The sequence below is a fragment of the Bacillus sp. BC05(2025) genome, from assembly GCF_056725905.1.
In genome coordinates this window covers 858,839-884,885 of record NZ_JBWYRA010000001.1, presented here as the reverse complement: position 1 = coordinate 884,885, position 26,047 = coordinate 858,839, and the positions used below count along the sequence as shown (strand labels likewise).

General features: G+C 34.2%; 32 protein-coding genes and 1 pseudogene. 22 read left to right on the top strand and 11 right to left on the bottom strand.

What is annotated here, in order from left to right:
• Positions 1-14: 14 nt before the first annotated feature.
• Positions 15-779, bottom strand: coding sequence for a DUF817 domain-containing protein (locus ACZ76X_RS04680; protein WP_479849711.1), 765 nt, complete (start codon positions 777-779; stop codon positions 15-17).
• A 271-nt stretch (positions 780-1,050) separates the two neighbouring features.
• Between ACZ76X_RS04680 and ACZ76X_RS04675 the strand changes: the two genes are divergently transcribed.
• From ACZ76X_RS04675 to ACZ76X_RS04655, 5 genes are all read left to right on the top strand, one after another.
• Complete coding sequence (locus tag ACZ76X_RS04675) at positions 1,051-2,085, top strand: FecCD family ABC transporter permease (RefSeq protein WP_479849710.1); 1,035 nt, start codon at positions 1,051-1,053, stop codon at positions 2,083-2,085.
• Positions 2,086-3,102: a FecCD family ABC transporter permease gene (locus ACZ76X_RS04670; RefSeq protein ID WP_479849709.1), complete on the top strand. Its 1,017-nt coding sequence runs from the start codon at positions 2,086-2,088 to the stop codon at positions 3,100-3,102.
• Positions 3,103-3,123: 21 nt separating this feature from the next.
• A complete protein-coding gene (locus ACZ76X_RS04665; RefSeq protein ID WP_479849708.1) occupies positions 3,124-4,032 on the top strand; it encodes an ABC transporter substrate-binding protein in 909 nt (302 codons plus the stop codon).
• Positions 4,033-4,250: 218 nt separating this feature from the next.
• A complete protein-coding gene (locus tag ACZ76X_RS04660) occupies positions 4,251-4,802 on the top strand; it encodes a GNAT family N-acetyltransferase (RefSeq protein WP_479849707.1) in 552 nt (183 codons plus the stop codon).
• Positions 4,803-4,896: 94 nt separating this feature from the next.
• Positions 4,897-5,124, top strand: coding sequence for a coiled-coil domain-containing protein (locus tag ACZ76X_RS04655; protein ID WP_001047302.1), 228 nt, complete (start codon positions 4,897-4,899; stop codon positions 5,122-5,124).
• A 74-nt stretch (positions 5,125-5,198) separates the two neighbouring features.
• Here the strand turns inward: ACZ76X_RS04655 and ACZ76X_RS04650 are convergent, their stop codons facing one another.
• Complete coding sequence (locus ACZ76X_RS04650) at positions 5,199-6,524, bottom strand: ArsB/NhaD family transporter (RefSeq protein ID WP_479849706.1); 1,326 nt, start codon at positions 6,522-6,524, stop codon at positions 5,199-5,201.
• Positions 6,525-6,786: 262 nt separating this feature from the next.
• On the opposite strand from ACZ76X_RS04650, the gene ACZ76X_RS04645 reads away from it, so the two are divergent.
• Positions 6,787-7,137, top strand: coding sequence for a YojF family protein (locus tag ACZ76X_RS04645; RefSeq protein WP_479849705.1), 351 nt, complete (start codon positions 6,787-6,789; stop codon positions 7,135-7,137).
• A 15-nt stretch (positions 7,138-7,152) separates the two neighbouring features.
• Entirely contained in the window at positions 7,153-7,815 is a 663-nt protein-coding gene (bshB2, locus tag ACZ76X_RS04640; RefSeq protein ID WP_097907609.1) for a bacillithiol biosynthesis deacetylase BshB2, read from the top strand.
• A gap of 107 nt (positions 7,816-7,922) precedes the next feature.
• Here bshB2 and ACZ76X_RS04635 read toward each other — a convergent pair whose 3' ends face one another.
• Both ACZ76X_RS04635 and ACZ76X_RS04630 read right to left on the bottom strand, forming a co-directional pair.
• Entirely contained in the window at positions 7,923-8,351 is a 429-nt protein-coding gene (locus ACZ76X_RS04635) for a cytidine deaminase (RefSeq protein WP_097907608.1), read from the bottom strand.
• A gap of 108 nt (positions 8,352-8,459) precedes the next feature.
• On the bottom strand, positions 8,460-9,011 hold the full coding sequence (locus ACZ76X_RS04630) for a DUF5823 family protein (RefSeq protein ID WP_479849704.1): 552 nt from the start codon (positions 9,009-9,011) through the stop codon (positions 8,460-8,462).
• A 360-nt stretch (positions 9,012-9,371) separates the two neighbouring features.
• On the opposite strand from ACZ76X_RS04630, the gene ACZ76X_RS04625 reads away from it, so the two are divergent.
• Both ACZ76X_RS04625 and ACZ76X_RS04620 read left to right on the top strand, forming a co-directional pair.
• Complete coding sequence (locus ACZ76X_RS04625) at positions 9,372-10,571, top strand: multidrug effflux MFS transporter (RefSeq protein ID WP_479849703.1); 1,200 nt, start codon at positions 9,372-9,374, stop codon at positions 10,569-10,571.
• Between the two features lie 579 nt (positions 10,572-11,150).
• Positions 11,151-12,542, top strand: a complete 1,392-nt coding sequence (locus ACZ76X_RS04620; RefSeq protein ID WP_142291789.1) for an amino acid permease — start codon at positions 11,151-11,153, stop codon at positions 12,540-12,542.
• A gap of 57 nt (positions 12,543-12,599) precedes the next feature.
• On the opposite strand, the gene ACZ76X_RS04615 is transcribed toward ACZ76X_RS04620, so the two are convergent.
• Positions 12,600-13,619, bottom strand: coding sequence for a zinc-binding alcohol dehydrogenase family protein (locus ACZ76X_RS04615; RefSeq protein ID WP_479849702.1), 1,020 nt, complete (start codon positions 13,617-13,619; stop codon positions 12,600-12,602).
• A gap of 310 nt (positions 13,620-13,929) precedes the next feature.
• Between ACZ76X_RS04615 and ACZ76X_RS04610 the strand changes: the two genes are divergently transcribed.
• The 4 genes from ACZ76X_RS04610 to aiiA all read left to right on the top strand — a co-directional run bounded on the left by ACZ76X_RS04610 (position 13,930) and on the right by aiiA (position 16,751).
• Positions 13,930-14,259: a PadR family transcriptional regulator gene (locus tag ACZ76X_RS04610; protein ID WP_001969260.1), complete on the top strand. Its 330-nt coding sequence runs from the start codon at positions 13,930-13,932 to the stop codon at positions 14,257-14,259.
• Entirely contained in the window at positions 14,246-14,809 is a 564-nt protein-coding gene (locus tag ACZ76X_RS04605) for an HAAS signaling domain-containing protein (RefSeq protein ID WP_479849701.1), read from the top strand. Before ACZ76X_RS04610 ends, ACZ76X_RS04605 begins: the two co-directional genes overlap by 14 nt.
• Positions 14,799-15,665, top strand: coding sequence for a DUF4097 family beta strand repeat-containing protein (locus ACZ76X_RS04600; RefSeq protein ID WP_479849700.1), 867 nt, complete (start codon positions 14,799-14,801; stop codon positions 15,663-15,665). The genes ACZ76X_RS04605 and ACZ76X_RS04600 overlap by 11 nt, the downstream gene beginning before the upstream one ends.
• Before the next feature lie 333 nt (positions 15,666-15,998).
• Positions 15,999-16,751 carry a quorum-quenching N-acyl homoserine lactonase AiiA gene (gene aiiA / locus ACZ76X_RS04595; protein WP_479849699.1) on the top strand — a complete coding sequence of 251 codons (753 nt, stop codon included), beginning with the start codon at positions 15,999-16,001 and terminating at the stop codon, positions 16,749-16,751.
• 40 nt (positions 16,752-16,791) lie between these two features.
• On the opposite strand, the gene ACZ76X_RS04590 is transcribed toward aiiA, so the two are convergent.
• From ACZ76X_RS04590 to ACZ76X_RS04580, 3 genes are all read right to left on the bottom strand, one after another.
• Positions 16,792-17,286, bottom strand: a complete 495-nt coding sequence (locus tag ACZ76X_RS04590) for a hypothetical protein (protein ID WP_479849874.1) — start codon at positions 17,284-17,286, stop codon at positions 16,792-16,794.
• An 89-nt stretch (positions 17,287-17,375) separates the two neighbouring features.
• The gene (locus tag ACZ76X_RS04585; protein WP_479849698.1) at positions 17,376-17,840 is read right to left on the bottom strand and encodes a DMT family transporter; all 465 of its coding nucleotides are present in this window, start codon (positions 17,838-17,840) and stop codon (positions 17,376-17,378) included.
• A 13-nt stretch (positions 17,841-17,853) separates the two neighbouring features.
• Positions 17,854-18,300: a DMT family transporter gene (locus tag ACZ76X_RS04580; RefSeq protein ID WP_479849697.1), complete on the bottom strand. Its 447-nt coding sequence runs from the start codon at positions 18,298-18,300 to the stop codon at positions 17,854-17,856.
• Positions 18,301-18,409: 109 nt separating this feature from the next.
• Between ACZ76X_RS04580 and ACZ76X_RS04575 the strand changes: the two genes are divergently transcribed.
• From ACZ76X_RS04575 to ACZ76X_RS04555, 5 genes are all read left to right on the top strand, one after another.
• Positions 18,410-19,102 (top strand): cyclic nucleotide-binding domain-containing protein, encoded by a 693-nt coding sequence (locus ACZ76X_RS04575; RefSeq protein ID WP_479849696.1) that lies wholly within the window; start codon positions 18,410-18,412, stop codon positions 19,100-19,102.
• A gap of 352 nt (positions 19,103-19,454) precedes the next feature.
• A complete protein-coding gene (locus tag ACZ76X_RS04570; protein WP_479849695.1) occupies positions 19,455-19,967 on the top strand; it encodes a DUF4352 domain-containing protein in 513 nt (170 codons plus the stop codon).
• Positions 19,968-20,044: 77 nt separating this feature from the next.
• Positions 20,045-20,383 carry a DUF4064 domain-containing protein gene (locus ACZ76X_RS04565; protein WP_479849694.1) on the top strand — a complete coding sequence of 113 codons (339 nt, stop codon included), beginning with the start codon at positions 20,045-20,047 and terminating at the stop codon, positions 20,381-20,383.
• Between the two features lie 112 nt (positions 20,384-20,495).
• Complete coding sequence (locus ACZ76X_RS04560) at positions 20,496-21,584, top strand: flavin-containing monooxygenase (RefSeq protein ID WP_479849873.1); 1,089 nt, start codon at positions 20,496-20,498, stop codon at positions 21,582-21,584.
• A gap of 266 nt (positions 21,585-21,850) precedes the next feature.
• Positions 21,851-22,099 carry a hypothetical protein gene (locus ACZ76X_RS04555; protein WP_063262580.1) on the top strand — a complete coding sequence of 83 codons (249 nt, stop codon included), beginning with the start codon at positions 21,851-21,853 and terminating at the stop codon, positions 22,097-22,099.
• 36 nt (positions 22,100-22,135) lie between these two features.
• Here the strand turns inward: ACZ76X_RS04555 and ACZ76X_RS04550 are convergent, their stop codons facing one another.
• Both ACZ76X_RS04550 and ACZ76X_RS04545 read right to left on the bottom strand, forming a co-directional pair.
• Positions 22,136-23,179: a serine hydrolase domain-containing protein gene (locus ACZ76X_RS04550; RefSeq protein ID WP_479849693.1), complete on the bottom strand. Its 1,044-nt coding sequence runs from the start codon at positions 23,177-23,179 to the stop codon at positions 22,136-22,138.
• 242 nt (positions 23,180-23,421) lie between these two features.
• On the bottom strand, positions 23,422-23,628 hold the full coding sequence (locus ACZ76X_RS04545; protein ID WP_479849692.1) for a hypothetical protein: 207 nt from the start codon (positions 23,626-23,628) through the stop codon (positions 23,422-23,424).
• Positions 23,629-23,759: 131 nt separating this feature from the next.
• Here ACZ76X_RS04545 and ACZ76X_RS04540 point away from each other — a divergent pair, with 131 nt between their 5' ends.
• On the top strand, positions 23,760-24,041 hold the full coding sequence (locus ACZ76X_RS04540) for a hypothetical protein (protein WP_262787228.1): 282 nt from the start codon (positions 23,760-23,762) through the stop codon (positions 24,039-24,041).
• Positions 24,042-24,070: 29 nt separating this feature from the next.
• Here the strand turns inward: ACZ76X_RS04540 and ACZ76X_RS04535 are convergent, their stop codons facing one another.
• Positions 24,071-24,361, bottom strand: a complete 291-nt coding sequence (locus tag ACZ76X_RS04535; RefSeq protein ID WP_097889798.1) for a DUF3784 domain-containing protein — start codon at positions 24,359-24,361, stop codon at positions 24,071-24,073.
• Positions 24,362-24,472: 111 nt separating this feature from the next.
• On the opposite strand from ACZ76X_RS04535, the gene ACZ76X_RS04530 reads away from it, so the two are divergent.
• From ACZ76X_RS04530 to bla2, 3 genes and pseudogenes are all read left to right on the top strand, one after another.
• Positions 24,473-24,754 carry a MazG nucleotide pyrophosphohydrolase domain-containing protein gene (locus ACZ76X_RS04530; protein WP_479849691.1) on the top strand — a complete coding sequence of 94 codons (282 nt, stop codon included), beginning with the start codon at positions 24,473-24,475 and terminating at the stop codon, positions 24,752-24,754.
• A pseudogene (locus ACZ76X_RS04525) lies at positions 24,753-24,953 on the top strand (hypothetical protein); the annotation flags it as partial. The gene ACZ76X_RS04530 and the pseudogene ACZ76X_RS04525, both read left to right, overlap by 2 nt.
• Before the next feature lie 283 nt (positions 24,954-25,236).
• Positions 25,237-26,007 (top strand): BcII family subclass B1 metallo-beta-lactamase, encoded by a 771-nt coding sequence (gene bla2 / locus ACZ76X_RS04520; protein WP_479849690.1) that lies wholly within the window; start codon positions 25,237-25,239, stop codon positions 26,005-26,007.
• Positions 26,008-26,047: the final 40 nt, after the last annotated feature.

Sequence of the window (26,047 nt, the reverse complement as noted above, 5' to 3'; positions counted from 1 at the left end):
TTACATAATCAGCATTATTTTTTCGACTCCTTCAAATGTTTAAGTTGTGTAACAATTATAATGCTAATAACAACGAGTAAAAACCATGAGCTAATTTTGCTTAAGTGAACGAGTTTCCACGCTTCCCGCTGATTTGGATATTGCCATGCTCCGAAAAATGTTGCGATGTTCTCTGCAATCCAAATAAAGAAACCGATAAGGAAAAAGGAGAGAACAAGTGGTATTTTATAGGTAACGCCTCGTAATGAAAATTCTACAAATGTCCGAAAGAAAACGATGAATAAAAGGACAGTTAATACCCATCTAAAGTCATATAGAAAATGATGTGTAAAAAAATTAAAGTAAATTATTGCTCCTAGAGGAATTGTAAAAATAGCTCTCGGCCAATGAAGCATTTGTAAATGCAATCTTCTCCACGCTTGGCATATGTAACTTGCGACACTTGCATACATAAAACCACTGTAAAGTGGAACTCCCAAAATTTTCGAATACGCCTCTTCCGGATAACTCCACGAACCGAAATGTATTTTATATATTTCTAGTAAAAGCCCGATAATGTGAAAAACAGTAATTACTTTTAATTCGTCTTTCGTCTCAAGTTCAGTCTTATACATAATCCACTGCATAAGAAGACATACGATGAGTATAAAATCATAGCGGTATAACCCTGGGATCGAAATGATTTTTGATAGGGCTAGTGTTAAGAAAATAACGACTGGGAATAAACAAGATAATGCTTGCTCGTAAGTGAAATGTAATAGTTGTTTTATATAGAACATTGTGTCTCCTTTATTTTTGTTAGAAAACTCAAAATAATGACTAAGTATACTACAATTTAAAAAATAAACCAGTAGTCTATTTTGCATGTATTTGTAAGTTTTAGAGGGGAATTGTAATAAGTATTTTAATATATAACAAAGTAAAAAATAGTTTGCTATTTAAAAAAAGTGGGGATATAATATCTAAATGAAAATGATAATTATTATCAATATTAATTATAAATAAAAAATAATTATAAAAAACAACTGAATATAAAGGATGAAATGAAACATGTTACATAAGTCTACTATACGTGCTGGCAATAACCGCTGGATACATATTAAGTTCATATGTTTTATGAGCTTAACAATTATATGTTTAATTGGATCTATATTTTTGGCCGTCGCATTTGGTGCAAAGGATATTCATTTGCAAACGGTGTGGACAGCGGTTTTTGATTACAATCCGAAATTAACGCAGCATCAAATCATTTACGAATTAAGGCTCCCAAGGGTAATTGGCGCAGCAGTTGTAGGAGCGGCTTTTGCGGTCGCTGGGGCTGTTATGCAAGGAGTAACACGAAATCCTTTAGCTGATGCAGGTGTGCTTGGCATAAATGCAGGTGCGATGTTTGTAGTAGCACTTAGTTTTGCCTTTTTTCCGCATATGCCATATTCCTATTTAATGATTGTCTCTTTTATTGGAGCGGTTTTAAGTACAGTACTCATTTTTATTATCGGATCGGCCACATCAGGCGGATTAACACCGATGAGATTAACGATTGCAGGGGCAGTTATGGCCGCGCTATTGCATTCGTTGAGTTCAGGTATCGCGATTTATTATGACTTAAGTCAAGATTTAGCGTTTTGGTACGCTGGTGGTGTTGCAGGGGTTAAGTGGGAACATTTGAAGTTTTTAGTTCCTATTATTCTTATAACGATTCTTTTTGCGATAGTGATAGGGCGATCTATTTCACTCATATCAATGGGGGATGATGTTGCTACAAATTTAGGAGTAAAAACGAACCGAACGAGAATACTAGGGATGATTATAGTAGTTATTCTAGCGGGTGTTTCTGTTTCAGCTGTTGGTTCTATCGGATTTGTAGGACTCGTTATCCCGCATATTGCTAGAAAAATAGTTGGTGTGAATTATCGACTCATTATTCCTATGTCAGCATTATTAGGTGCTATGTTATTAGTTTTAGCTGACCTAGGGGCAAGAACAGTAAACCCTCCTAAAGAACTGGCGATAGGAATTATGGTAGCTCTTGTTGGAGTTCCATTCTTCCTCTATATAGCACGTAAAGTTGGGAGGGAGCTATAAGTGAAGGATCTTATTACCGCAGATAAAAAAAGAGCCATTACTGTAACTACAATATTCGGTTGTATTAGTATCGCTGTCATTTTACTTAGCTTAAATACAGGGACACTTAGCATTGCACCACTCAAAGTAATTCAAACACTTTTCGGTTATGGTGATTTTGAGAGCGTAACAGTGCTATACGATTATCGTATGCCAAGAATTATAATCACCATGTTAGCTGGTATTGGCCTTGGGATTTCTGGTGCGATTTTACAAGGATTATCACGTAATGCACTTGCAGACCCTGGTATTTTAGGATTACATGCAGGTGCATCCTTCGGGCTAATTATATTTGTTACTTTCTTTCATTCTATTAATGAGAATGCATCGATTTTAATACCGTTATTTACATTTGGCGGAGGAGTGCTAGCTGCATTTTTAATTATTATACTTGCGAGTGATCGGTCAAAGGGTTTACTGCCTATTAGACTTATTCTTGTTGGTATTGCTATTTCAGCTGGATTTAGTGCAATTTCGTTATTTTTCTCTCTCAAGTTAAATGATGAGACATATACATTCGCTTCTAGATGGTTAGTTGGTAATGTGTGGGGAAGGGATTGGATTCATGTCCTTGCATTATTACCTTGGATTTTCATACTAACTCCGTATGCATGGCTAAAATCTAAAACATTAAATGCATTGTCACTAGGTGATAGTGTGGCAGCGGGACTTGGTGTTTTTGTTCAAAAAGAACGGTTACTCCTTTTAGCTACAGCGGTTGGATTATCTTGCGCGAGTGTATCGATGGCAGGAGGGATTGGTTTTATTGGTTTAGTTGCTCCGCATATTGCAAGAAAGTTAGTAGGTACTACGTATCAACATTTCCTTCCACTAGCTGGCATTATCGGAATGATTATTTTAGTACTAGCAGATACGATAGGTCGTTCTATATTTGAGCCAAACTCTATTCCAGCTGGTGTAGTAGTGGCAGCTTTAGGAGCGCCGTATTTTCTTTATTTACTTACAAAAACAAAATAAATACTTCAAAGAGGAGAACATATGAAAAAGAAACTTACTATTTTATTTAGCATCATGTGTATTTTAGTATTAGCAGCATGTGGTCAAACGAAATCTAATGAAGAGGCAACGAAAAAAACGGAAAAAAGTAATGACCCAAAAATCGCCTCTATGTCTATTCACTTAACGAATAATTTACTTGCATTAGGAATTACACCAGTAGGTTCTGTAATTGGTGGAGATTTAAAAGATTTCTTACCACACGCAAAAGAACAACTGAAAGATACGAAGAAACTGGGCGTTGTAACAGATCCGAATATGGAAGCGTTACTTCAGTTAAAGCCATCTGAAATTTATGTGGATGAAAAATACGCTGGCAAAGATTTAGCGAAATACGAAAAAATTGCAAAAACACATTCTTTCAATTTAGATGAGGGTACGTGGAGAGACCATTTAAAACAAGTTGGTAAACTTGTAAACCGTGAGAAAGAAGCGGATACATATATTCAAGATTACGAAGAGCAATCAAAACGAGTAAAAAGTTTAATAGATAAAGAGTTAGGTAATAGCGAAAAAGTAATGGCAATTCGCGTTACTGCAAAAGAATTACGTGTATTTAGTACGAAAAGACCGATGGGCCCAATTTTATTCCAAGACTTAGGATTACAACCTGCAAATGGTGTAGAGAAAATTGATGGAAACCGTCCTTTCGAAGTCATTTCCCAAGAAGTATTACCTGACTTTGATGCAGATGCTATTTTCGTTGTTGTAAATAGAGACGATAAGGCAAAAGCTGCATTTAAACAACTTCAAGAAACACCAATTTGGAAAGACTTAAAAGCTGTTAAAGGCAAGCATGTATACATTATTAATGACCAACCATGGCTTGACTATTCTGCTTTAGGTAACAAAATGGCAATGGATGAGGCGGAGAAAATGTTTACGAAATAATGTAGTTTTATTATTAGGGAAGGCCCTCTAAATTTGGAGGGCTTTTTTATTGTTGTTAGAATAAACAGGAAATTATACAATAAAGTTAATTTCGTGTAGAGGAGATGTGCCAATGTCAGCGCTTATTGTATGTATCCCGTTTATAACGCAGTTTATGGAACAAGGGGATAAATAGGCTAAAATAAGTATCCCCGTTATTAAAAAAGGGGGAGTTTGAAATGACAATGAAACTTTTTCAAAATAAAACGATGAAATTAACAGCTATGAGAGAAAACGATGCTGAAGTAATGGCTAAATGGCAAGAAGATAGTGAGTATTTAAGAAATGTCGATACAGATATAGCATTCCCACAATCTTTACAGGAAATAGCAAGTGATGGTCTATTAAAGGGAAGGAAATCGAATAGTGTTTCTTTTATGGTAAGGACAGTTCAAGATGATCGCTTAATTGGTTTTGTTGCAATTCATGGCATAGAGTGGAATAACAGGACGGGTTTATTAGCAATTGGTATAGGAGATGCAAATGATAGAGGGAAGGGATATGGAAGAGAAGCGATCCACCTTATCTTAAAATATGCTTTCTATGAATTGAATTTACACCGTGTCGGTCTGGATGTTATTTCTTATAACAAAGCTGCTATTGAGTTGTATAAAAAAATGGGTTTTCAGATCGAAGGCTGTATGAGAGAAGCGGTTCAAAGAGATGGGAAGTGTTTTGATCGTATCGTTATGGGGATATTGCGGGATGAATGGATAGAGATGCAAGATTAAAAATGCATTCTTATATGTGTAATATGCAGGAGATAAAACGGTAATTGGCGAATTTTTACAATGTATTGATTGAACTTATAAGGAGTTATGCAAAATGAACTTAGAAAAAGCAAAACCAGTAAATGAAGAGGTCGCTGAATTAAAGGAATTAATTAAAGAATTACACGGAAGTGTACATCAACTTCAAAGTGAAGTGCAGCAATTAAGGCATGAAAGACCGGTTGTTGAAGTGAGAAAAGGTGTTCAATTATCGCCAGCAATCGTGGGGCAAATTGGTGGTATGATATTAGGTGGGTTAGCAATTATCGGTATATTTTGGTGATGAAAAAAGGTTTGCAGCATAGTGCTGCAAACCTTTTGTATTTGACGATATAATTTCATGCAATATAACTTTTATTACATTAAATAACGTAAATATATGTAAGCATGTGATAACAATAGCGCAATAATTGTTAACGGTAAACCAATTTTTAAGAAGTCCATATACGAGAATCCATGTCCTTCACGTTTTGCAATACCAGCAACGACTACGTTTGCGGATGCTCCGATTAATGTTCCGTTTCCACCTAAGCAAGCTCCAAGTGATAACGCCCACCATAGTACTTCGATTTGCGGAGAGTCAACAGATAGTCCGAGTCCTGTAGCTAAATCTTGAATAAGCGGAATCATCGTTGCGACAAAGGGGATATTGTCAATTGTCGCAGATGCGATGCCTGATACCCATAAAATAAGTACCGCAGCGAAACCGATATTACCGTTTGTTACGTCGAGTACTTCTTTTGCGAGTGAAGAAATAAGTCCGATATCAATTAACCCGCCAACGAGAACGAATAGTCCAGCGAAGAAGAAAATAGTTACCCATTCAACGTGGGCAAATACATCTTCAATATCATGTTCTTTCACGCCGATTAGCATAAGAAGTGTAGCGCCTGTCATCGCGATAACGGCAGCGTCTACATGAATAATCGAATGAAGTACAAAGCCTAAAATAGTTAGTCCCAAAATCGTGATCGATTTTAAAAGGAGGCTTTGATCTTTAATATAATCTTTTTCGTTCAATGCCATTAATATTTTAATTTGCTCAGTTGTTGTTTTTAGTTTGTTGCGATACATGAAGTAAATAATGCCAAGTGTAACGATAGAAATAATAATTACGATTGGAGCTAAGTTTAGTAAAAAGGCATTAAAATCTAAATGCTTGTTTGCTGATCCAATCATAATGTTCGGTGGGTCACCGATTAATGTTGCTGTTCCGCCTATATTTGAAAATAGCACTTCTGAAATCAAATAAGGAACAGGGTTTACTTTTAAAATACGTGTAATGGACAGTGTAACAGGTACGATTAATAAAACGGTTGTTACGTTGTCCAAAAATGCTGATCCGACAGCAGTTAATAGGGATAGCAATAATAAAATGCGGATTGGTTTTCCGCCAGCTGCTTTTGCCGCTTTAATGGCTACAAATTCAAATACGCCTGATTGACTCGTAATATGTACGAGAATCATCATCCCAATTAAAAGGGTGATCGTTTCCCATTGAATATGTGATGTGAAAGCGGTATGTAAATCTACAACTCCAAAAATAATCATAATAGCAGCACCGAATAGTGCGATTACAGCACGATTCAATTTCTCAGAAATAATAAATCCGTACGTGATTAAAAATACGGCAATTGCAAAATAATATTGCCAATTTGCTACTTCATGTGCTGATTGTTCCAATCATGTCACCTTCTTTAAAGTATGTATTCAATTGTCGAAATGTATCTCGCTGTATTCATACGGGATAAAATATATTGTAGCAAATTCAAAAAAGAAAGAAAACTATTTAACAAAGTGAAGGGAAAAATGATGATTTTACATATGATATAAAAAAATAAAGAAACACAGTGCAAATTATTAGGAAAAGTGGGCGCTGTCCTCTAATATAGAGATAGCAATTTACATTATTTTTGCGTAAAATGGTTTAAAGAGGTGAATTCCGATGGAAATAGTAAAAGATAGTTCTCTTATTCAAAATGAAATTGAACGTTTTGTAAATAAAGATGTATATATTCATTTAGAAACAACGAACGGAGCGTATGCGTCACACTTTAACGAAAAGATGATGACGGTTGGTGCATTCATTCGAAATGCAATTATTCGCTTTGAGCGCGGGAAGATTACTGGAACGAATCCATACCGAGTTGGTTTGAAAGTGGATCACGGCTGGGTATATGCAGAAGGTATTACGCACTGGGAAGTAGACGATAAAGAGCGTTTATTACTTGCAGGGCACGATAATCAAGGCCGTTTAGCAGTTGCACTTGAGTTAAGCTTAACGCCATTTAAGTAAGAAGGAGGGAAACTTATGGAGAGACATGTACTTGTTGTATTTCCGCATCCAGATGACGAAGCATTTGCTGCGGGAGGAACAATTCGCTTATTAACAGATCAAGGAGTACCTGTAACGTATGCATGTGGTACTTTAGGACAAATGGGACGTAACATGGGGAAAAACGTATTTGCTAACCGTGAAACGATTCCAAATATACGTGAAAAAGAATTAAAAGATGCATGTGAAGCGATGGGAATTCAAGATTTAAGAATGCTTGGTTTCCATGATAAAACGTTAGAATTTGAAGATGTTGATTTCGTTGCAGATAAAATTGAAGCAATCATTCAAGAAGTAAATCCATCTCGAATTATTACATTTTATCCAGAGCACGGCGTACATCCAGATCATGATGCATTTGGTCGCGCTGTCGTTCGCGCTGTATCACGTATGCCAAAAGAAGAACGTCCAGTCATTCATGCAGTTGCAATTACGAAAAATCGCGAAGCTGTCTTAGGTGAGCCGGATGTTGTAAATAATATTAGTGAAGTATTCGAGCATAAATTAGCTGCACTAGGTGCGCATCGTTCCCAAACAGAAGCGATGTTAGAAGAAACACACGTAAAAATCAAAAACAAAGATGCAGCAACATTAAAATGGCTGCAACTTGAACAATTTTGGACTTATAAATGGGAGTAGGCTAGAAGGAAACCTTCTAGTAGCTCTTACATAGAAAAAGCACCGTCATTTGTGACGGTGCTTTTTTAATAGTTTTTATTCTCCGCTAATTGCGAGCAACCTTTCCTTTATCTTGTACTCCATTCTTTTGTAAATTCATCATGATATGCTTCGCTCCAATGGTATGGCTGTAACTCTTTTAACGGTTTGAAAATAATATCTTGTTTCGAATTTGTAATGGCGCATAGTACTTCCGGTCCCCAATAAAATAAACGTTCTTGGCATACACCACAAGGTGATAACACTTTTAATTCAGAATGTTCATTTTCCCTTGCAAGACAAATAGAATGTGTAACTTTCTTATGAAATTTATGCGCCTCTAAAATAGCACCTGTTTCCATACAAAGTTCTGTTGAAGCATTTATTACATCAGGGGCCACACTTGTATAAATGGACCCATCTTCTACACGAATTGCTGCAGCTCCGCCCCAACCATGTGGGTATCTTTGGTCAATTAAACGTTTCACTGCATCATATAATTGTTGTTCAATGCTCAATTGTAGTTCCTCATTTCTACGTAATTTTCGATTCAATCACTATGTTATTTTTTTAGTAATACCGTTAAAAAAGAATAGACATCCAATTTCACACTATATATGTAAGAATTACTCTTCATCTGCATACTTTTCGTCTAAAGAAATTAATAGAGCAATTAACCCGAGTACTACAATAATTAAAGTAGATATAAAAGATTTAGAAAGAGAAAAGGAACCTGCAATGAAAGGTGATAAAAACTTGAATGACAGTATACTAGCTATTAAGGAAACTACTAAAGTGGTAAAAAGAGCTATATTTTTATTATTAATAGATGTTAGTAAAAAGTCTTTAATAAAGCCAATAGAGACAAATATAGTTAGTATGATAAGAGAAATAAAATAATGTGTTACATTTGTCATACTAATAGTAGGATCGTCTATTATGTAGGCAAGTAACTTAGATATTAACATACCGCCAAACAATAGAATGATAAAAGCGAGTAATTCTGTTGACATATAGGTGCTGAAATTGACTTTCTTTTTAAAGAGCTTATAGCTGAGAGTAGCCTGGATTATTTGCATGATAAATAAAGCGATAATCCACACATAATATACAATTGGTAATTCTCCTGAGAATAGAGAAATTAGGAAATTTACTATTGTCTTTAAAATTTCAATCATTACGAAAGGCCTCCTGTTTGTAAGCTTTACGACATTAAAAAGTGCTAGTCTACCGTTTAATGGAACTGTTAATTCAAACTATTTCTAATTATTCCACAAAAAGGTGGTAGCTTCAAGTTATCTTCTTAACAAATCCTACAAGGCTCAACACTAGAAAAAGAAACGAAATATGTAATATAATTGAAAAAGTATATATTAAAATCAATGTTAATATTACCCTCCTATAAGTATTAACATACGTAATTGAGGTGTTTTCTTTGTTATTTTATGATCGTATTTCTATAATGGCCCCTCCTGTTCCGTAGCTAAGGAAAGTCTTTTTATTTCTGAGATTTTCAAAGTTATAGGAGGGTATGAAAAATGAAAAAAGTCTCAGTACCATCACTTTTGTTAATGATCATTCTTGTCGCATTTCCGCAAATTAGTGAAACGATTTACACACCGTCTTTACCTGACATCTCAAAGGCACTACATGCAAGTAATAATGAGGTACAGTTAACACTAAGTGTGTATTTTGCTGGATTTGCTTTAGGTGTATTTTTTATTGGGTGGTTATCGGATATAATTGGCCGTCGCCCGGCAATGTTATTTGGAATTGTTGTATATGGCGCTGGGAGTTTCTTATGCTTTATTGCAAATTCCATTGAAGTTTTATTGGTAAGTCGTTTTATTCAAGCATTTGGAGCAAGTGCTGGCTCTGTTGTTACACAAACGATTCTACGTGAAAGTGTAGAAGGGCATAAGAGGCATGTTATGTTTGCTCAAATTTCGGCAGTCATTGCCTTTACACCAGCGATAGGGCCATTAATTGGTGGCTTTCTTGATCAGATGTTTGGATTTAAAATCGTATTTTTAAGTTTAGTAGTTATGAGTGTCGGGATTTTTCTATATACGTTTGTTTCTCTTCCCGAAACAAAGACGGACTCAGTAACAAATAAAATAAATGTGTTTTCAGTCTTGAAGAGGTTAATTACAAATCCGAAAGTAGTAACATATGGGTTATTAATTGGAGGAGCGAATGGTGTTTTATTTAGCTATTATGCAGAAGCGCCATTTATCTTTATTGAATACTTTCAGTTATCACCTAGTATGTATGGATTTTTAGGAATTGTTGTTGCTTCTGCTTCTATTATTGGAGCGAAAGTTTCAAAACAATTGCTTGCCACATATAAACCAGAGAAGATTATATATATCGGTTGTCTTGTAATGACAGGAGGAGCTATCCTTTTAACTGTTATTACTTCATTGGGATCAAATCCAAATATAATATATATGATTGGATTTTTAGTAGCGATGTTTTTATTGCTATTAGGAATTGGGATAGCGTTACCTAACTGCTTAAGTTTAGCGTTAGTAGATTTTCAAGATGTTATTGGTACAGCCGGAGCTTTGTTTAGCTTAGGGTACTATGTAATTGTAACGGTGACAATTTGGGGAATGAGTCAGCTTCATACGGGCTCGTTACTCGTGATGCCACTTTATTTTCTGGCTATAGTAGTTATCATGATGGTGTTTACTAAAGTGTTTATTTTAGGTAAAGAAACTTCAAAAATGAATTAAATATGAAATGGTAAAAGAGTCTCATTTTTTAGTGAGACTCTTTTATATTTTATTCCGCTGTTTTGAGGAAGCAAGATTTCTGTCTCAAAATTGGGCTGGACTAAAGAAGTTAGTAGTTTATTAATATATTAAATTTCTGGTTGGTATATGAATCGGACGTGTAGGAAATCACGCTATCAACTATAAAGATTGAAGTACATGAGATGTGAAACCGAGGAAGAAATACTCTCCTTGGTTATTTATATTGTAATAATATTCATACCGGAATCAAATTGAATAGATGTATTTTATTGTTAATTCAGTTAAAAATTAAACATAATCATGCATATTGATTTATTGAAAAAATAATTGAATTTTTCAGATTAATGAATTAATATAAGGTAAGTAATTTTAAGATTTATAGAATATTGGAAGATGAAAGGTTTTGAAAATTTTGTAAGAGGCAAAAAACGATTTTAAGATAGCTTTAAAGCTAGTGTAAAATGACGTTTGCTTCATCATTTTCAATGCCGAAAGGAATTAGGGGAAGGCATCTTGTTTTAAAATGCGGTTATGAATCATCTAAGAGGGGGAAGTGAAGTGGCAAACAAAGAATTGAAAAGAGGCTTAGAAGCACGTCATATTCAAATGATTGCTTTAGGCGGAACGATTGGTGTTGGCTTGTTTATGGGGTCAGCCAGCACGATTAAATGGACAGGTCCGTCAGTAATGCTTGCGTATGCAATTGCAGGTATTTTTATTTTCTTCATTATGCGTGCGATGGGTGAAATGTTGTATATGGAGCCGAGTACAGGTTCATTTGCGACGTTTGGCCATAAGTATATCCATCCGTTAGCTGGTTATATGACAGCGTGGAGTAACTGGTTCCAGTGGGTTATCGTTGGGATGTCAGAAATTATTGCGGTAGGAGCATATATGCAATATTGGTTCCCAGACTTACCAGCTTGGATACCAGGTGTAATCGCAATGGTTATTCTTGGCGCAGCTAACTTAATTTCTGTTAAGTCATTTGGTGAATTTGAATTTTGGTTCGCGATGATTAAGATCGTTACGATTCTATTAATGATTATTGCCGGTTTTGGACTTATTTTCTTTGGAATTGGTAACGGCGGAGAAGCGATTGGCATATCAAATCTTTGGTCAAATGGTGGTTTCTTTACAGGTGGTTTTTCAGGATTCTTCTTTGCTTTATCACTTGTAGTGGGAGCATACCAAGGTGTGGAATTAATCGGTATTACTGCTGGTGAAGCAAAGGATCCGAAGAAGACACTTACAAGAGCGATTCAAAGTACAATTTGGCGTATTTTAATTTTCTATATTGGTGCTATTTTCGTTATTGTAACTGTGTATCCGTGGGATCAATTAAGTACAATTGGTAGCCCGTTCGTAGCAACTTTTGCGAAGGTTGGTATTACGGCAGCAGCTGGACTGATTAACTTCGTTGTTATTACAGCGGCGATGTCTGGTTGTAATAGTGGTATTTATAGTGCGGGTCGTATGCTTTATACGTTAGGTGTAAATGGACAAGCGCCGAAATATTTCACGAAACTTTCTGGAAATGGTGTGCCTTTATTCGGTACAGTTGGCGTAATTATCGGTTTAGCGGTCGGTGTTGTTTTAAGTTATATTGCACCGAAAAACTTATTCGTATATGTATATAGTGCGAGTGTACTTCCTGGTATGGTACCATGGTTCGTCATTTTAATTAGTCAAATTAATTTCAGAAAAGAAAAGGGAGCAGAGATGAAAGATCATCCGTTCAAAATGCCATTTGCTCCTGTCACAAACTATTTAACAATCGCCTTTTTAATTATGGTATTAATCGGAATGTGGTTTAACGATGATACACGTATTTCACTAGTTGTAGGTATTGTTTTCTTAGCTATCGTAACAATTAGTTTCTATGCTTTCGGAATAGGGAAACGACGTCCATTAGATGTTCCAAATGATCAAGAGATTTCAAGTAAATAAAGATAATAAAAAGGTCCGATTTCTCATTTTCTCATTTGGAAATCGGACTTTTTATTATTAAAACTTTTCTAAAACGATTTTCCCAATTGTACTTCCGCTTTCAAGTAGTGCATGTGCTTTCTTTATGTTTTCAGCGTTAATTGGTGTGAATGTTTCATTTAATGTAGTCTTTAAAATACCTTCATCTAATAGTTCGCTTACTTTATTTAATAGTTCGTGTTGCGTAATCATATCGCCAGTTTCATACATTGCTTTTGTGAACATAAATTCCCAAACGAATGTAGCGCTTTTACTTTTTAAAATCCCCATCTCAAGAGGGTGTTCATTTTCTACGATAGAGCAAATTTTTCCTTGTGGTTTAATGAGGTCACACATTGCTTGCCAATGTTGATCTGTATTGTTTACGCAGAAAATATAATCTACATCTTTTAGACCAAACTCTAATATTTGATCTTGTAAAGGTTGGTGATGGTTAATAATATAATCGGCACCAAATTTTTCAACCCAGTGTATCGTTTCAGTGCGGGATGCAGTTGTGATGACATTCAGTCCAGCCCATTTCGCAAGTTGAATGGCAATTGAACCTACACCACCAGCACCGCCAATAATTAAAATGTTTTTAAATGTATTCTCATCTCTTTTATTATAATCAATACCTAAACGTTCAAATAAACCTTCCCATGCTGTAATAGCTGTTAAAGGGAGTGCTGCAGATTCCGCATCACTTAACGTTTTTGGTTTCTTACCGACGATTCTTTCATCAACTAAATGATATTCACTATATGTACCTTGTCTCGTAATGCTTCCAGCGTAAAACACTTCGTCGCCTTCTTTAAATAACGTACAACCTTCTCCAGTTTGCACGACAACACCACTAGCATCCCAGCCAAGTATTTTCGCTACATCTTCTTTTTTATCTTTCGGAGAGCGAACTTTTGTATCAACTGGATTAACGGAAATAGCGTTAATTTTAACGAGTATATCTCTTCCTGTAGCAACAGGTCTTTCAACTTCAATATCAATTAAACTGTTTTCTTCTTCAATAGGTAAGTATTCATGTAAACCGATTGCTTTCATTTGTATTCCCTCCATTAAAGTAAGAGTCATTTACTCTTTTATTATAGTAGGTAAAGTGTGATTATGTAAAAAAGTTGAGTCCTTTCTATTTTGTAAAAGGCTTGTTTTAGCCTCATTTATAACTTTGTAACTGCAGAGGGCCAGCCATCGTTTTGATTTTATAAGCTTTGGATGAAAGGTATATATTTTTTTCTACTGTACCTTGCAATGAACAATACTAAGTGTTATGTTATACTTGTAGTTACTTATTATAAAACAGTACTAAATAATAAATAGTAGTGGATATTAATTAGAATAGGGTGAATGAATATTGAATGTACAATTTAAAAAAGGAGTTTTGGAACTTTGTGTTCTTGTCTTACTGGATAAGCAAGACCGTTATGGATATGAATTAGTTCGAAATATTTCTAATCGAATTGAAATATCAGAAGGGTCTGTTTATCCTCTTCTTCGAAGGTTAACAAAGGAAGAATATTTTACCACGTATTTACAGGAGTCTTCAGAGGGTCCTTCAAGAAAGTATTATACACTCACGGATAAAGGTAGAACGTATTTGTATCAACTTTTGGAGGAATGGAATGAGTTCTCACAAGGTGTCAATCAATTAATTAAAGAAGGTGTACGTAATGACGAAAGATAAATTTTTACAACAATTAAATGTATCTCTAAAAAGATTATCTGATAAAGAGCGTGCAGATATTTTAAAAGATTATGAAGAACATTTTACTTTCGGCTTAGAGGAAGGGAAGAGTGAAGAAGAAATTGCAGCTTCATTAGGTTCGCCAGCTCAAATCGCCAAAGAGCTATTAGCAGATTATCATATTGAGAAAGTAACAACAAGTGCAACAACAGGAAATGTTTTCCGTGCAATTTGGGCAGTAATTGGATTAGGTTTTTTCAATTTGTTAATCGTGCTTGCACCTGCAATTACATTAGCGGCATTGATTTTTTCAGGATGGGTTCTAGGTATCTCATTTTTAGGCGCACCATTACTTGTTTTAGTTGATGCTATTATACATCCAAATACATTCTTGCTATTTAATCTTTTTGTTTCTTTAGCATTTTGCGGACTTGGATATTTCATTGTTATTGCTATGTTATTTTTAACGAAGCTAGCAAAGAATGGATTTGTTCGTTATTTAAAGTTCAATATGGCATTAGTAAAAGGTGGTTTGAAGCATGATAAATAAAAAGAGTCTTTCAATTATTGCAGGTATTGTTTTCCTTATTGGTATTATTGGAAGTTTATTTACTTATCGTTCAATTGCTACAGTACCAATTTCAGAAGAAAAGGTCATTAACAATAATAATGTGTCAAGCGTCATTATCGACACGAATAACGTTCGTGTTAACATCAATCCTACAACAGATAGTAGTATTAAAGTAAAATTAGATGGCGAAGTTAATCCTAATGTAAAAAGGAAATTAGCTACGGATGAGAAAGATTCAAAGCTTATCATTTCTTACAAAGAAAAACAACAGAGCTGGTTTAACTTTAATATTTCTGAAGTATTGGCACCATTAACATTAAATGTGTATCTACCCGAAAAACAATATGATTCATTAAAAGTTTCCAATAATAATGGATACGTTTCTGCTAAAAAACTAAACACAACACATTTTAATATCAATACAAGCAATGGACGTGTTGAATTAAGAGAAATCAATTCGCCAAAAATTATCGCAGAAGCAAATAATGGAATTATGGATTTCAAAGATGTATTGGCACAAAATATTCATGTGAAATCGAACAACGGACGAATAGTGCTAGACCATGTTGAAGGTGAAATAGAGGGGCAAACTAAAAATGGAAGTCTTACTCTGAAAACGAATGAACTGGATCGAAATCTCAATTTTATGACTCACAATGGAAAAATCAATATTGAAACTGAAAAAGAACCAACTAATGTTCAATTTAATGTTTCTGTTGACAATGGCAGAGCGAATATCCTTGATAAATATAATGGAAATACGGTTATTGGAAAAGGAGAAAATGTAATTAAATTAAACACACATAACGGAAATATTACAGTGAAAAAACAATAGTATATTATCTTTTATAATCTCAGCTCGCCACACATAAAGAGCAATAATAAATAAAAGAACCGACTCCTTTTCTCGATATATAGGTAGTCGGTTCTTTTATTTGTAACATTCGTTTAAGTGTGTATCTTTTTCGTATTACAAAATACAAACAGTTGATTTATTACTCTGGATTCTTAGGGGAATAATGAATAGTAATTAAAAGTGTAAGGAGAATTTGTGAATGACTCAAAAATAATAATTGAAACAGTGAAGGAAGAGAAGGAGTTTATTTCTAACAGGAGGAATTTTTTACTGTGAACTTTATCCAAAACTAAATGTAAAGGTGGATACATAATGACAGTAAAGAAGCTTTATTTCATCCCAGCAGGTCGTTGTATGTTAGATCATTCTTCTGTTAATAGTACACTCGCGCCGGGAAATTTATTGAACTTACCTGTATGGTGTTATCTTTTGGAGACAGAAGAGGGGCCTATTTTAGTAGATACAGGTATGCCAGAAAGTGCGGTTCATAATGAAAATTTATTTGAAGGGACATTTGCAGAGGGACAGATTTTGCCAAAAATGACTGAAGAAGATAGAATCGTAACTATTTTAAAACGTGTAGGATATAAGCCGGAAGACCTTCTATATATTATTAGTTCTCACTTACATTTTGATCATGCAGGAGGAAATGGTGCTTTTTTGAATACGCCAATTATTATACAGCGTGCTGAATATGAGGCAGCGCAGCATAGAGAGGAATATTTGAAAGAGTGCATACTACCAGATTTAAACTACAAAATTATTGAAGGTGATTATGAAGTGGTACCTGGTGTTCGGTTATTGTATACACCAGGACATTCTCCAGGGCATCAGTCATTATTAATTGAGACGGAAAAATCCGGTCCTGTATTATTAACGATTGATGCATCTTATACGAAAGAGAATTTTGAAGATGAAGTACCGTTTGCGGGATTTGACTCGGAATTAGCCTTATCTTCAATTAAACGTTTAAAAGAAGTTGTGATGAAAGAGAAACCGATTGTTTTCTTTGGACATGATATAGAACAGGAAAAGGGATGTAAAGTGTTTCCAGAATATATATAGTGCAAAAAGTCATGAGCTTATTTGCTCATGACTTTTTCGTTTAAATAATTTTTTTAAATAAGTTATATACTTTTTTAGAACTATCTTCATTTAATTGATAGTACGTAAGGTTTACATCATCAGGAGTATCTTGCTGAGCAATCATCACTTCGTTACTGTGATGGTCAACTACCCATATGAAATATTTTTTATAAGTTCCATCCTCGAAAGTAATCCACATATCACAGTCTATTAAATCTGATCCTTCTTCATCTAATGTTAATTTTCCTTTTTTGGCTGTATCCATACTGTTCATGAATGTCTTTAATTCATCTGTTTTTGTGAGAAAGATATCTTTTTTTGTTTTAATTGACTCGACATGTATATCTTTTATTTCCTGTTTTCCTAAAAAGACAGGGGGCTCATTTGGATCTCTTTGAGTTGAAATGATAGTAGCTTTCTTCTTTGGCTTATTTGCTGTATACAAATCTTGAATAGATTTTCCAGAGTTAAAAAACCATACGATACCAAAAATAATCAATGCGCTACCGAGCAGTAAAATGATTTTCTTAATAGAATATTCTCCTTTCTATTACTTCGTATGAAGAGCGTTTCTATTAATATATGATAGGGAGGCGCAAAGTATTATAGTTGAACTTGGTTAGGCTTCACAGTTTTTATCGGACGATCCACGAGTAAATTGTAAGTGAGACCAATTAGTACGAAAATGCCACCGATAACTTTGCCCATTGAGAGTTCGTGTGACAAGATGAAATCAATGATAGCCCCCGCAAATAATTGTCCGATAAAGATGAGTAACGTTAAATAAAATGCTGAGATTTTAGGCGTAATATAGTTCGATAACGAGATGACAATAACGCCTACTAATCCGCCTAAGTAAACAGCGATAGGAATAGACTGCAACGTATGAACAGGAATGTACATTGAATCTGAGCTGAAAATTAAAAATAACATAGAGAAAAATAATCCAGTAATATAATTAAAAAACGTGCCTTCCCAATTACCAATTTTCGCTGCTAAATTCGCGTTTATTATTCTAGCAACAACGATAGAAACACCAGCTAAAATAGCGATCGTAATATATAACATTTTTTTGCCTCCATTAATAAATTGTCATGATTATAATTCCGGAAGAGATGAAACATAATCCAATTAGTTTTTTCTTTTCAAACTTTGCAACTTTCATTCCTAATAAGCCGAAATGGTCAATAACGATGGAAGCAATAGATTGACCGAGTAAGCTTAATGCAATCGTAATAGAGGCACCAAGGACAGAGAAACTTATATTATTAAAAAGAACAGTGAATACTCCAATCGCTCCAGCGCTATATAAAAAAAGTGGAATGCTTTTATCGAAACGAATTTTATTTTTGTTTATGATTAAAATGAAGATAACTGCAATTAAGCCGACAAGGTGAATGACAACGCTTGCGGTATACTTGCCAATTAACTCAGATAAAATTCCATTCAGTGGAAGCATAACGGCGATGAGCACACCAATAAAGACAGAAAGAAAGTTATACAATGTAATATCCCCTTTAATTTTCATATTTGTAATGACTGTATCATGCTGAAATTGTGTATTACTATGACATATGTCATAGTAGAAGAAGAAAATTTTGATTACAATGGGGATGAGTTATAAAGGCGGGGGACCTATGAAGAAAGTATGTAATTCTATTAAATTAGCAGAGTATATGAAACAAAATAATATTGACTCCTTTTTTAGTAATAATATGAAACCGTATATGGAACTGATATTTTTTAAAAAGAATGAGTTTATTTGTAGAGAAAATGAAGAGATAGATTATTTGTTTTTCTTCGTTGAAGGAAAAGCGAAAGCGTTTAATACATTAAGTAACGGAAAATCTGTATTATTATGCTTTTATGATAGTTTGCAGCTGTTAGGAGATGTGGAGTTAATTCATTCTCAAAAGACTGCTTCAAACGTACAAGTAATGGCAGATTCATATTGTGTTGGTTTGCCTTTAGGAAAAGTGAGAAATCAACTATTTCATGATGCGAAATTTTTACGATGTATTTGCGGATCGTTAGCACATAAGTTAAATCGACTTTCAAAAAATAGTACAATTAATTTATTATATCCACTTGAAAATAGACTTGCGAGTTACATGTTAGCAGCGGGAGAACGAGCTGTGCAGCATGGAAATCGAATTGTATTTAGTGGGAATTTAACAGAAACAGCTGAATTGTTAGGAACGAGTTATCGGCATCTATTACGTACATTAAATATTTTTTGTGATAAAGAGATTATAAAGAAAAACAATGGTTGCTTTGAAGTAGTGAATGTGGATATTTTGAGGGAATTGGCGGCAGATGTTTATAAATAAATGAGATGTATTGAAAAAGAGCTTCCTATTTATCCCGCGTTAACGGACAGTAAAACTCCCATCTCAAAATTCAGTTGGAGCAAAGAAGTTAGGTGAGAGATTAACTGTCCGTAAACATCCGATTGGTTCAACTAATAATCAGTGGGGGATGAACAAAACCCCCACTGATTAAAGTTTCACTTTATAAGCTCTTTTTATTTTTGAAAAACGAAATAAAATTGGAAAATATTTGTCGTTGAAATGGGCTGCCAGTTCCCTTAATATTGTTTAAGGTTCTTCTAATAAGGTCATAAGAACTTAAAAATATCTTTTTAGAACGGATTACTTTTACATATATTTAAGAGGAATAAGCATGAAAAAGTTTGTTGCAATTGTTACTGGTATTCTTTTAACAGCGGGATTAACAGCGTGTGGAGATACAGAGGTAAAAGAAGTTAAAAAGGATAGCTCTGCAAAACAGGAGCAAAAGAAGGAAGAAAGTAATAAAGTATTTGCAATTGGGGATACATTTGAAGTAAACGGACTACAACTTATGTTTACTTCTGCTAACTTTGTTGAACCAAATGAATATACTGCTCCTGAAAAAGGAAAAGTGTTAGAGATTCAATTCTCAGCGAAAAACAACGGAAAAAAAGAAATGTACTTTGGAGCTGAAGAATTAAAGCTTGCTGATGGAGCAGGAAATCAGTTTAAAGAATACTTCGGTATGGATAATAGCTTTATGAATGAAAATATTGCAGCAGGAAACCAAATTACTGGGAAAATGTATTATGATGTTGCAGAAGCAGACAAATATACTGGAACATATAAGCCAAGTTTCACATTTGATGAGAAGTCTGTGAAAATCGATTTTCAAGTAAAATAGTAAAGTGAAACTTTAATTAGTGGGAGTCTTACTGCCCATAAATAGCGAGATAAATTATAAATAAGGAAGTTTGAAATATGAAAAGAACGACTGAATTTGTTTTAGGTCTTATTGGTGGTATTTTTGGAATTCTTTGCTCTTTTATTCCATTATTAATTGGTGGAATGGGTGCAGCAGTTGAAGCAGAAGGAGCAAATGAAATTATTGGACTAGGATGGGGAGCGGTATTTCTTTCTATCTTAGGAATTGTTGGAGCTGCTATGGTAAAGAGTAAAGCGAAAGTAGCAGGAATTATGATGACAATCGCAGCAATCGGTGGATTCATTTGTATTTCGGTTGTATATTTATTACCAGGCATTCTATTATTAATTGCTGGTCTAATGGGGATTTTCCGTAAACCTAAGACTGTAGAATAATATAAAGTTTAGAAACACGCTAGTAATTAAATTCTGGCGTGTTTTTTTGTTATAAACAAGAAGTATAGTAGTGGATTTACAGAAAAATAAATTGTATGATGAAGAAAAACGTATGAGTATATATTCATATGTTTGTTTTAGAAAGGAGAATGAAGCGTTGTTAGATGTATTAATAGTTGGAGCTGGTCAAGCTGGATTAGCTATGGGATATTACTTGAAGCAAGAAGGATATAATTTTTTATTACTTGAGGCAGGAAACCGAATTGGGGATTCATGGAGAAACAGATATGATTCTTTACAGCTCTTCACACCGAGAGAATATAGTAGTTTACCAGGTATAGTGGTAAAAGGAGAAGGAAAGGGATTTCCATGTAAAGATGAAATGGCAACATATTTAGAAGAATATGCAAGACACTTTACATTACCGATCCAATTGCAAACCGAAGTTTTAAAAATAAAAAAAGAAAAAGATATATTCGAATTACATACTCCTACAGAAGTTTTACAATCAAAAAAGGTTGTTATCGCAACAGGTGGTTTTCAGCAACCATACATCCCCTCATTTTCACAACATCTTTCATCGCATGTTTTTCAAATACATTCATCACAATATAAATCACCATCACAAATTCCTAAGGGGAAAGTACTCGTAGTAGGTGGCGGGAATTCAGGAATGCAAATTGCAGTAGAACTTGCAAAAACTCATGAAGTTACAATGTCTATCAGCCACCCTTTAACATTTTTACCGTTACGTCTTTTTAGAAAAAGCATTTTTAATTGGTTAGAAACATTAGGTTTATTGTACGCCGAAGTAAATACTAAGAGGGGAAAATGGTTTCAGAAGAGAAAGGATCCTATTTTTGGTTTTGAAGGCAAAGAACTTATTCGTAATAGAGCAATTAAACTAGAGGAAAAAGTGGTTCATGCATCAGAAAATGGCATTATGTTTCAAAATGGTGGCACGTATAGCGGAGGAAGCATTATATGGTCAACTGGTTTTATTCAGAACTATAAATGGATTGAAATAGAAAAGGCAGTGAATGAGAAAGGATTTCCTAATCATGTAAAGGGGATAAGTCCAGTAAAGGGATTATATTACATCGGTTTACCTTGGCAATCTCAAAGGGGCTCTGCACTTATTTGTGGTGTAGGAAAGGATGCATCGCATTTACTTTCTGAAATCAAAAAAATAGATCAGTAGCAGCGACTACTGATCATCCATATGTACATGAATTAGGAGAGGTCAAACATTTATTAACTTTATTATAATTGATTTTCATAAGAATAAAAACTGAAAATTCTAATTTTATGTTGAGAAAGTTTTTTGTATCGAAATATATAAAAGAATAGGGGGTTTTTAGTAAAAAGAAATATGATATTTATATTTTAATAAATTATGATATAGTTTATAAAGAGTAGATTACATAAAATGTTATTTTATTACATATAAAGTAAGGGGGAATGGTTGTGAAGTTTGATGATCAACGCCTACTAGGAGTACGATTAGGTTCTGTGCTTGTAACAGAGGAAAATCAATATTTAGTAATTAAGAAAAAGGATCATTATGCACTATTAAATATACATAATTTAGAATGCACACATGTTGAAGTGCAGCTAGAACATATTGAAGAAATGTTGCAGGAAGATTTCCAAGAAAGTATAACGGAGATTATTGCACCAGAACATATAAAAATTGTTGCGAAAAATATTATATAAAGGAAGAAGCTGGAAGGGACAGCTTCTTTCTTTTCATTATAAGGATAACGTTTTTAACACTTCACCAATAATTCCTTCCATTTGATGAACGCCTACGTCAGTGTTCGTCATAATAATGGCACCATTACCTCGGTGTGGATAACAAACCATCATACATTGAAATCCAACGCCCCATCCAAGTGAATATATTTGTAAGTCTTCATTAGAATTATCTAGAAAAACCCCTAATCCAGTCCATTTTGAGCAACCTTGAGGTGAAATCATATCTTGTACTGTTTTTTGAGAAAGTTTTAGTTTTCCCTTTCCCTTTCCTTGTAAGGAATGAATGATTTCAATTACTAAAGTTGATAAGTCTGTTGGTGTTGTCCAAATACCTGAAGCAGCTGCGAAGGGATAAAATGGATATTTTTCATCTGTGACAATCCCATCCTTATTATGCCCACAAGCAAAGGCCTCTATTTTATTTATATCTTCAGGAGGGAATAGCATACTATTTTTCAGTTGCAGTGGCTGAAAGATGTATTCTTCAAGTAAAAGGTTAAATGGTTTTCCAGTTATATCTTCAAGTAGTAATTCGATAATACAAAAGTTTGCATCAGAGTAGTGAAATTCACTTTGTGGCTTATAAGTTATTTCTATCGGTACTGAACAATAGGATGTTTTACCGGCAAGGAGTTCAGACATGTTTGGTCGCCCTTGTGCAAATGTATAATGTCCAAAACTATTAGGAGGATCAATAATTCCAGATTGGTGACTTAATAAATTTCGCAGGGTGACTTTTTTCTGTGAGGTAAATAGGTTGGTAGGTATGTTCCAAGATGTGAGTCTATCATTTATGTCTTCATCTAAATGTATGATTTCTTGATTTGATAACGTTAGTACGAGCATTGTAGTGATGAATTTACTAATTGAACAAGAGTTGAATATAGAATTCGTAGTGACAGTTCTAGTTGTTCTAGATTCAAGCGTTCCAAAGGCAATCGTTTCGTCTAGTTTGCCATCACGTATAATAGCAAGGCTTAAACCTGCAACGGAATATTGGTTCATTTTTTCGTATATATTGTTACTTTTTAAGTTCATAGTGACTCCTTTCTTAAAAAGACAGAATGTTAGTTCTATTATACAGTAGTAAATAGAGAGAAAAAGAAAAAACTTCATCTTTTATTGATGAAGTTTTTTTAGTTAATCCCGCTTTAATGGGCAGTAAGACCCCCACCTCAAAATTCAGCGAAAGCAAAGAAGTTAGGTGGGGGATCAACTGCCCATAAAAGTCCGATTGGTTCAACTAATAATCAGTGGGGGATGAAGAAAACCCCCACTGATTAAAGTTTCACTTTATTCGAAGCGAATGTTTTAAAAAATTTATCTCGGTACATGTACATTAACCATGAGGCTGTTAGTAAGGAAATGATAACTTGTTTATTTTGAATTGGCGCATTGAAAACAAGCCAGCCAACGATATCAAATAATAAATGTAGTGCAATTGAAAGAACTACAAATTGTAGCAACGTATTTAAAAATCTTTTCATAAAGTGTCCCCCTAAAATAAAAGGTTTTATCAACATTGTTGTATATTACTATTATACATTAAATGTGTTTTGTGGTAAAATTTACATAAGATAATGAAATAAAACAAATGAAAGCTAATAGGGGGATAGTCATGGAATTTTGGATGATCATACCGATAGCGGTCTTTGGGTTTATTTATATTGTTGAAAAATTAAATAGAATCGAAAAGAAAACGGATGCACGTTTAAAGAGGATGGAAGATAGATTACAGCTAATTACGAAAGAAATGGGAATTATAGATAGAGAACCTGAAATTAATAAAGAGTTGCGCCAGCTTATGGAAGAAGGAAAAACAGTTACAGCAGTTAAAAGAGTAAGAGAGGCTTTTGGTTTTTCTTTACTAGAAGCGAAGCAATATGTTGATAAATTATAAAAAAGATCATCCATTTGGATGATCTTTTTTCAATGCACCATGCGTGTATTTACATAAGCAGCGATTATAACGTGGCCAATTATAATGATAGGAAATAAGATTTTGACATTAGGAGTAGTGAAGACACTACCAATTGTGGCGATAACACCGGCAATTAAATTATAAAGACCAACTATTTTTGATAACTTATCTTTATTTGGCACACGGCGTTCATTGAATCCTGATAAGAGCCAAGTGTATTGTTTAACTCCGATAAAATAAGCTAGTGCAAATGAAATAATTGCAAGAATGAATAATGATGGGGAAGCGAAGAGAGTCATTGAAAACACCTCCATTAAAGGGTTATAAATAAATTATAGTATGAATGTTATAATTTAACAAAATATAAGTGTAATAGAAAATGTAGTATGTATCATGAAGGGAGATTAAGTATGAATATTGTGGAATTCCAGAGATATGTATCAAATTTCAGTAAAGAAAAAGGATTTCAAGATACAACAATTGAAGAGCGTACGATGTATACGATGGCGGAATTGGGTGAATTAGCGGAAGTTATATTAAAGCGTGATAAAATACAAGATTCGAAAAGAGAGATTGGTTTAGAAATGTTTGATGTTATTTGGAACGTATGTGACTTAGCAAACAAGTTAGACATTGATTTAGAGAAGGCATTTGAAGAAAAAATGAGGATTAATAAAAAACGTGAATGGTAATGCGTATTCCCAATGTGATATATAGATTCGTAGTGTCTTTACAAAACCGAGTTTATCTGAAGAGAGAAAATGGACGTTTTGGCAATACACGAACCAGGGGAGATTAAATGGTTATAATGGAAAAGAAAAGTATATTGATTTGAATGTATTTTATCCCACGTTAACGGACAGTAAAACTCCCACCTCAAAATTCAGTTGAAGCAAAGAAGTTAGGTGGGAGATCAACTGTCCGTAAACGTCCGATTGGTTCAACTAATAACCAGTGGGGGGATGAACACCCCCCACTGATTAAAGTTTCACTTTATGGGAACGAGGAAGAGTTTGAGAATTACGGAATAAAAGATTAAGTTTTAAAGCGTACAAAATTTGTGCGCTTTTTATTAATGGTATGAAAAATATGCAAAAAAAGATGGAACAAACATTTGAGATGAATTGTCTATTATAGGTAATAACTATTTCGTTTGAAAGAAAGGGTGGAGAAAATGAAAAATACATTATTAAAAGTAGGGGTATGTGTTAGTTTACTAGGAACAACTCAACTGGTTAGTACAGTTTCTTCTGTGAAAGCGGAACATACGCTAGAGCAAAAAATAATAAAAAATGAGACAGGAACTATTTCAATTTCTCAGTTAAACAAAAATGTATGGGTTCATACGGAGGTAGGTTATTTTAACGGGGAAGCAGTTCCTTCGAACGGTTTAGTTCTTACTACTTCTAAAGGGTTAGTACTTGTTGATTCTTCTTGGGATGACAAGTTAACGAAGGAACTAATAGAAATGGTAGAAAAGAAATTTAAGAAACGCGTAACAGATGTCATTATTACACATGCACACGCTGATCGTATTGGCGGAATTAAAACATTGAAAGACAGAGGCATTAAAGCGCATAGTACGGCATTGACTGCAGAACTAGCAAAGAAAAATGGATATGAAGAACCGCTTGGTGATTTACAAACCATTACAAATTTGAAGTTTGGAAATATGAAAGTAGAAACATTTTACCCAGGGAAAGGACATACAGAAGATAATATCGTCGTATGGTTACCGCAATACAATATTTTAGTTGGAGGCTGTTTAGTGAAATCTACGTCCGCGAAAGATTTAGGAAACGTTGCTGATGCTTATGTAAATGAATGGTCTACATCGATTGAGAGTGTGCTGAAGCGATATGGAAACATAAGTGTAGTAGTGCCCGGTCATGGAGAAGTGGGGGGCAAAGGTTTACTTTTACATACATTGGATTTGTTGAAATAAAAAACTGTGGGAATAGAAAAGCGAGGAGAAACAATTTTCT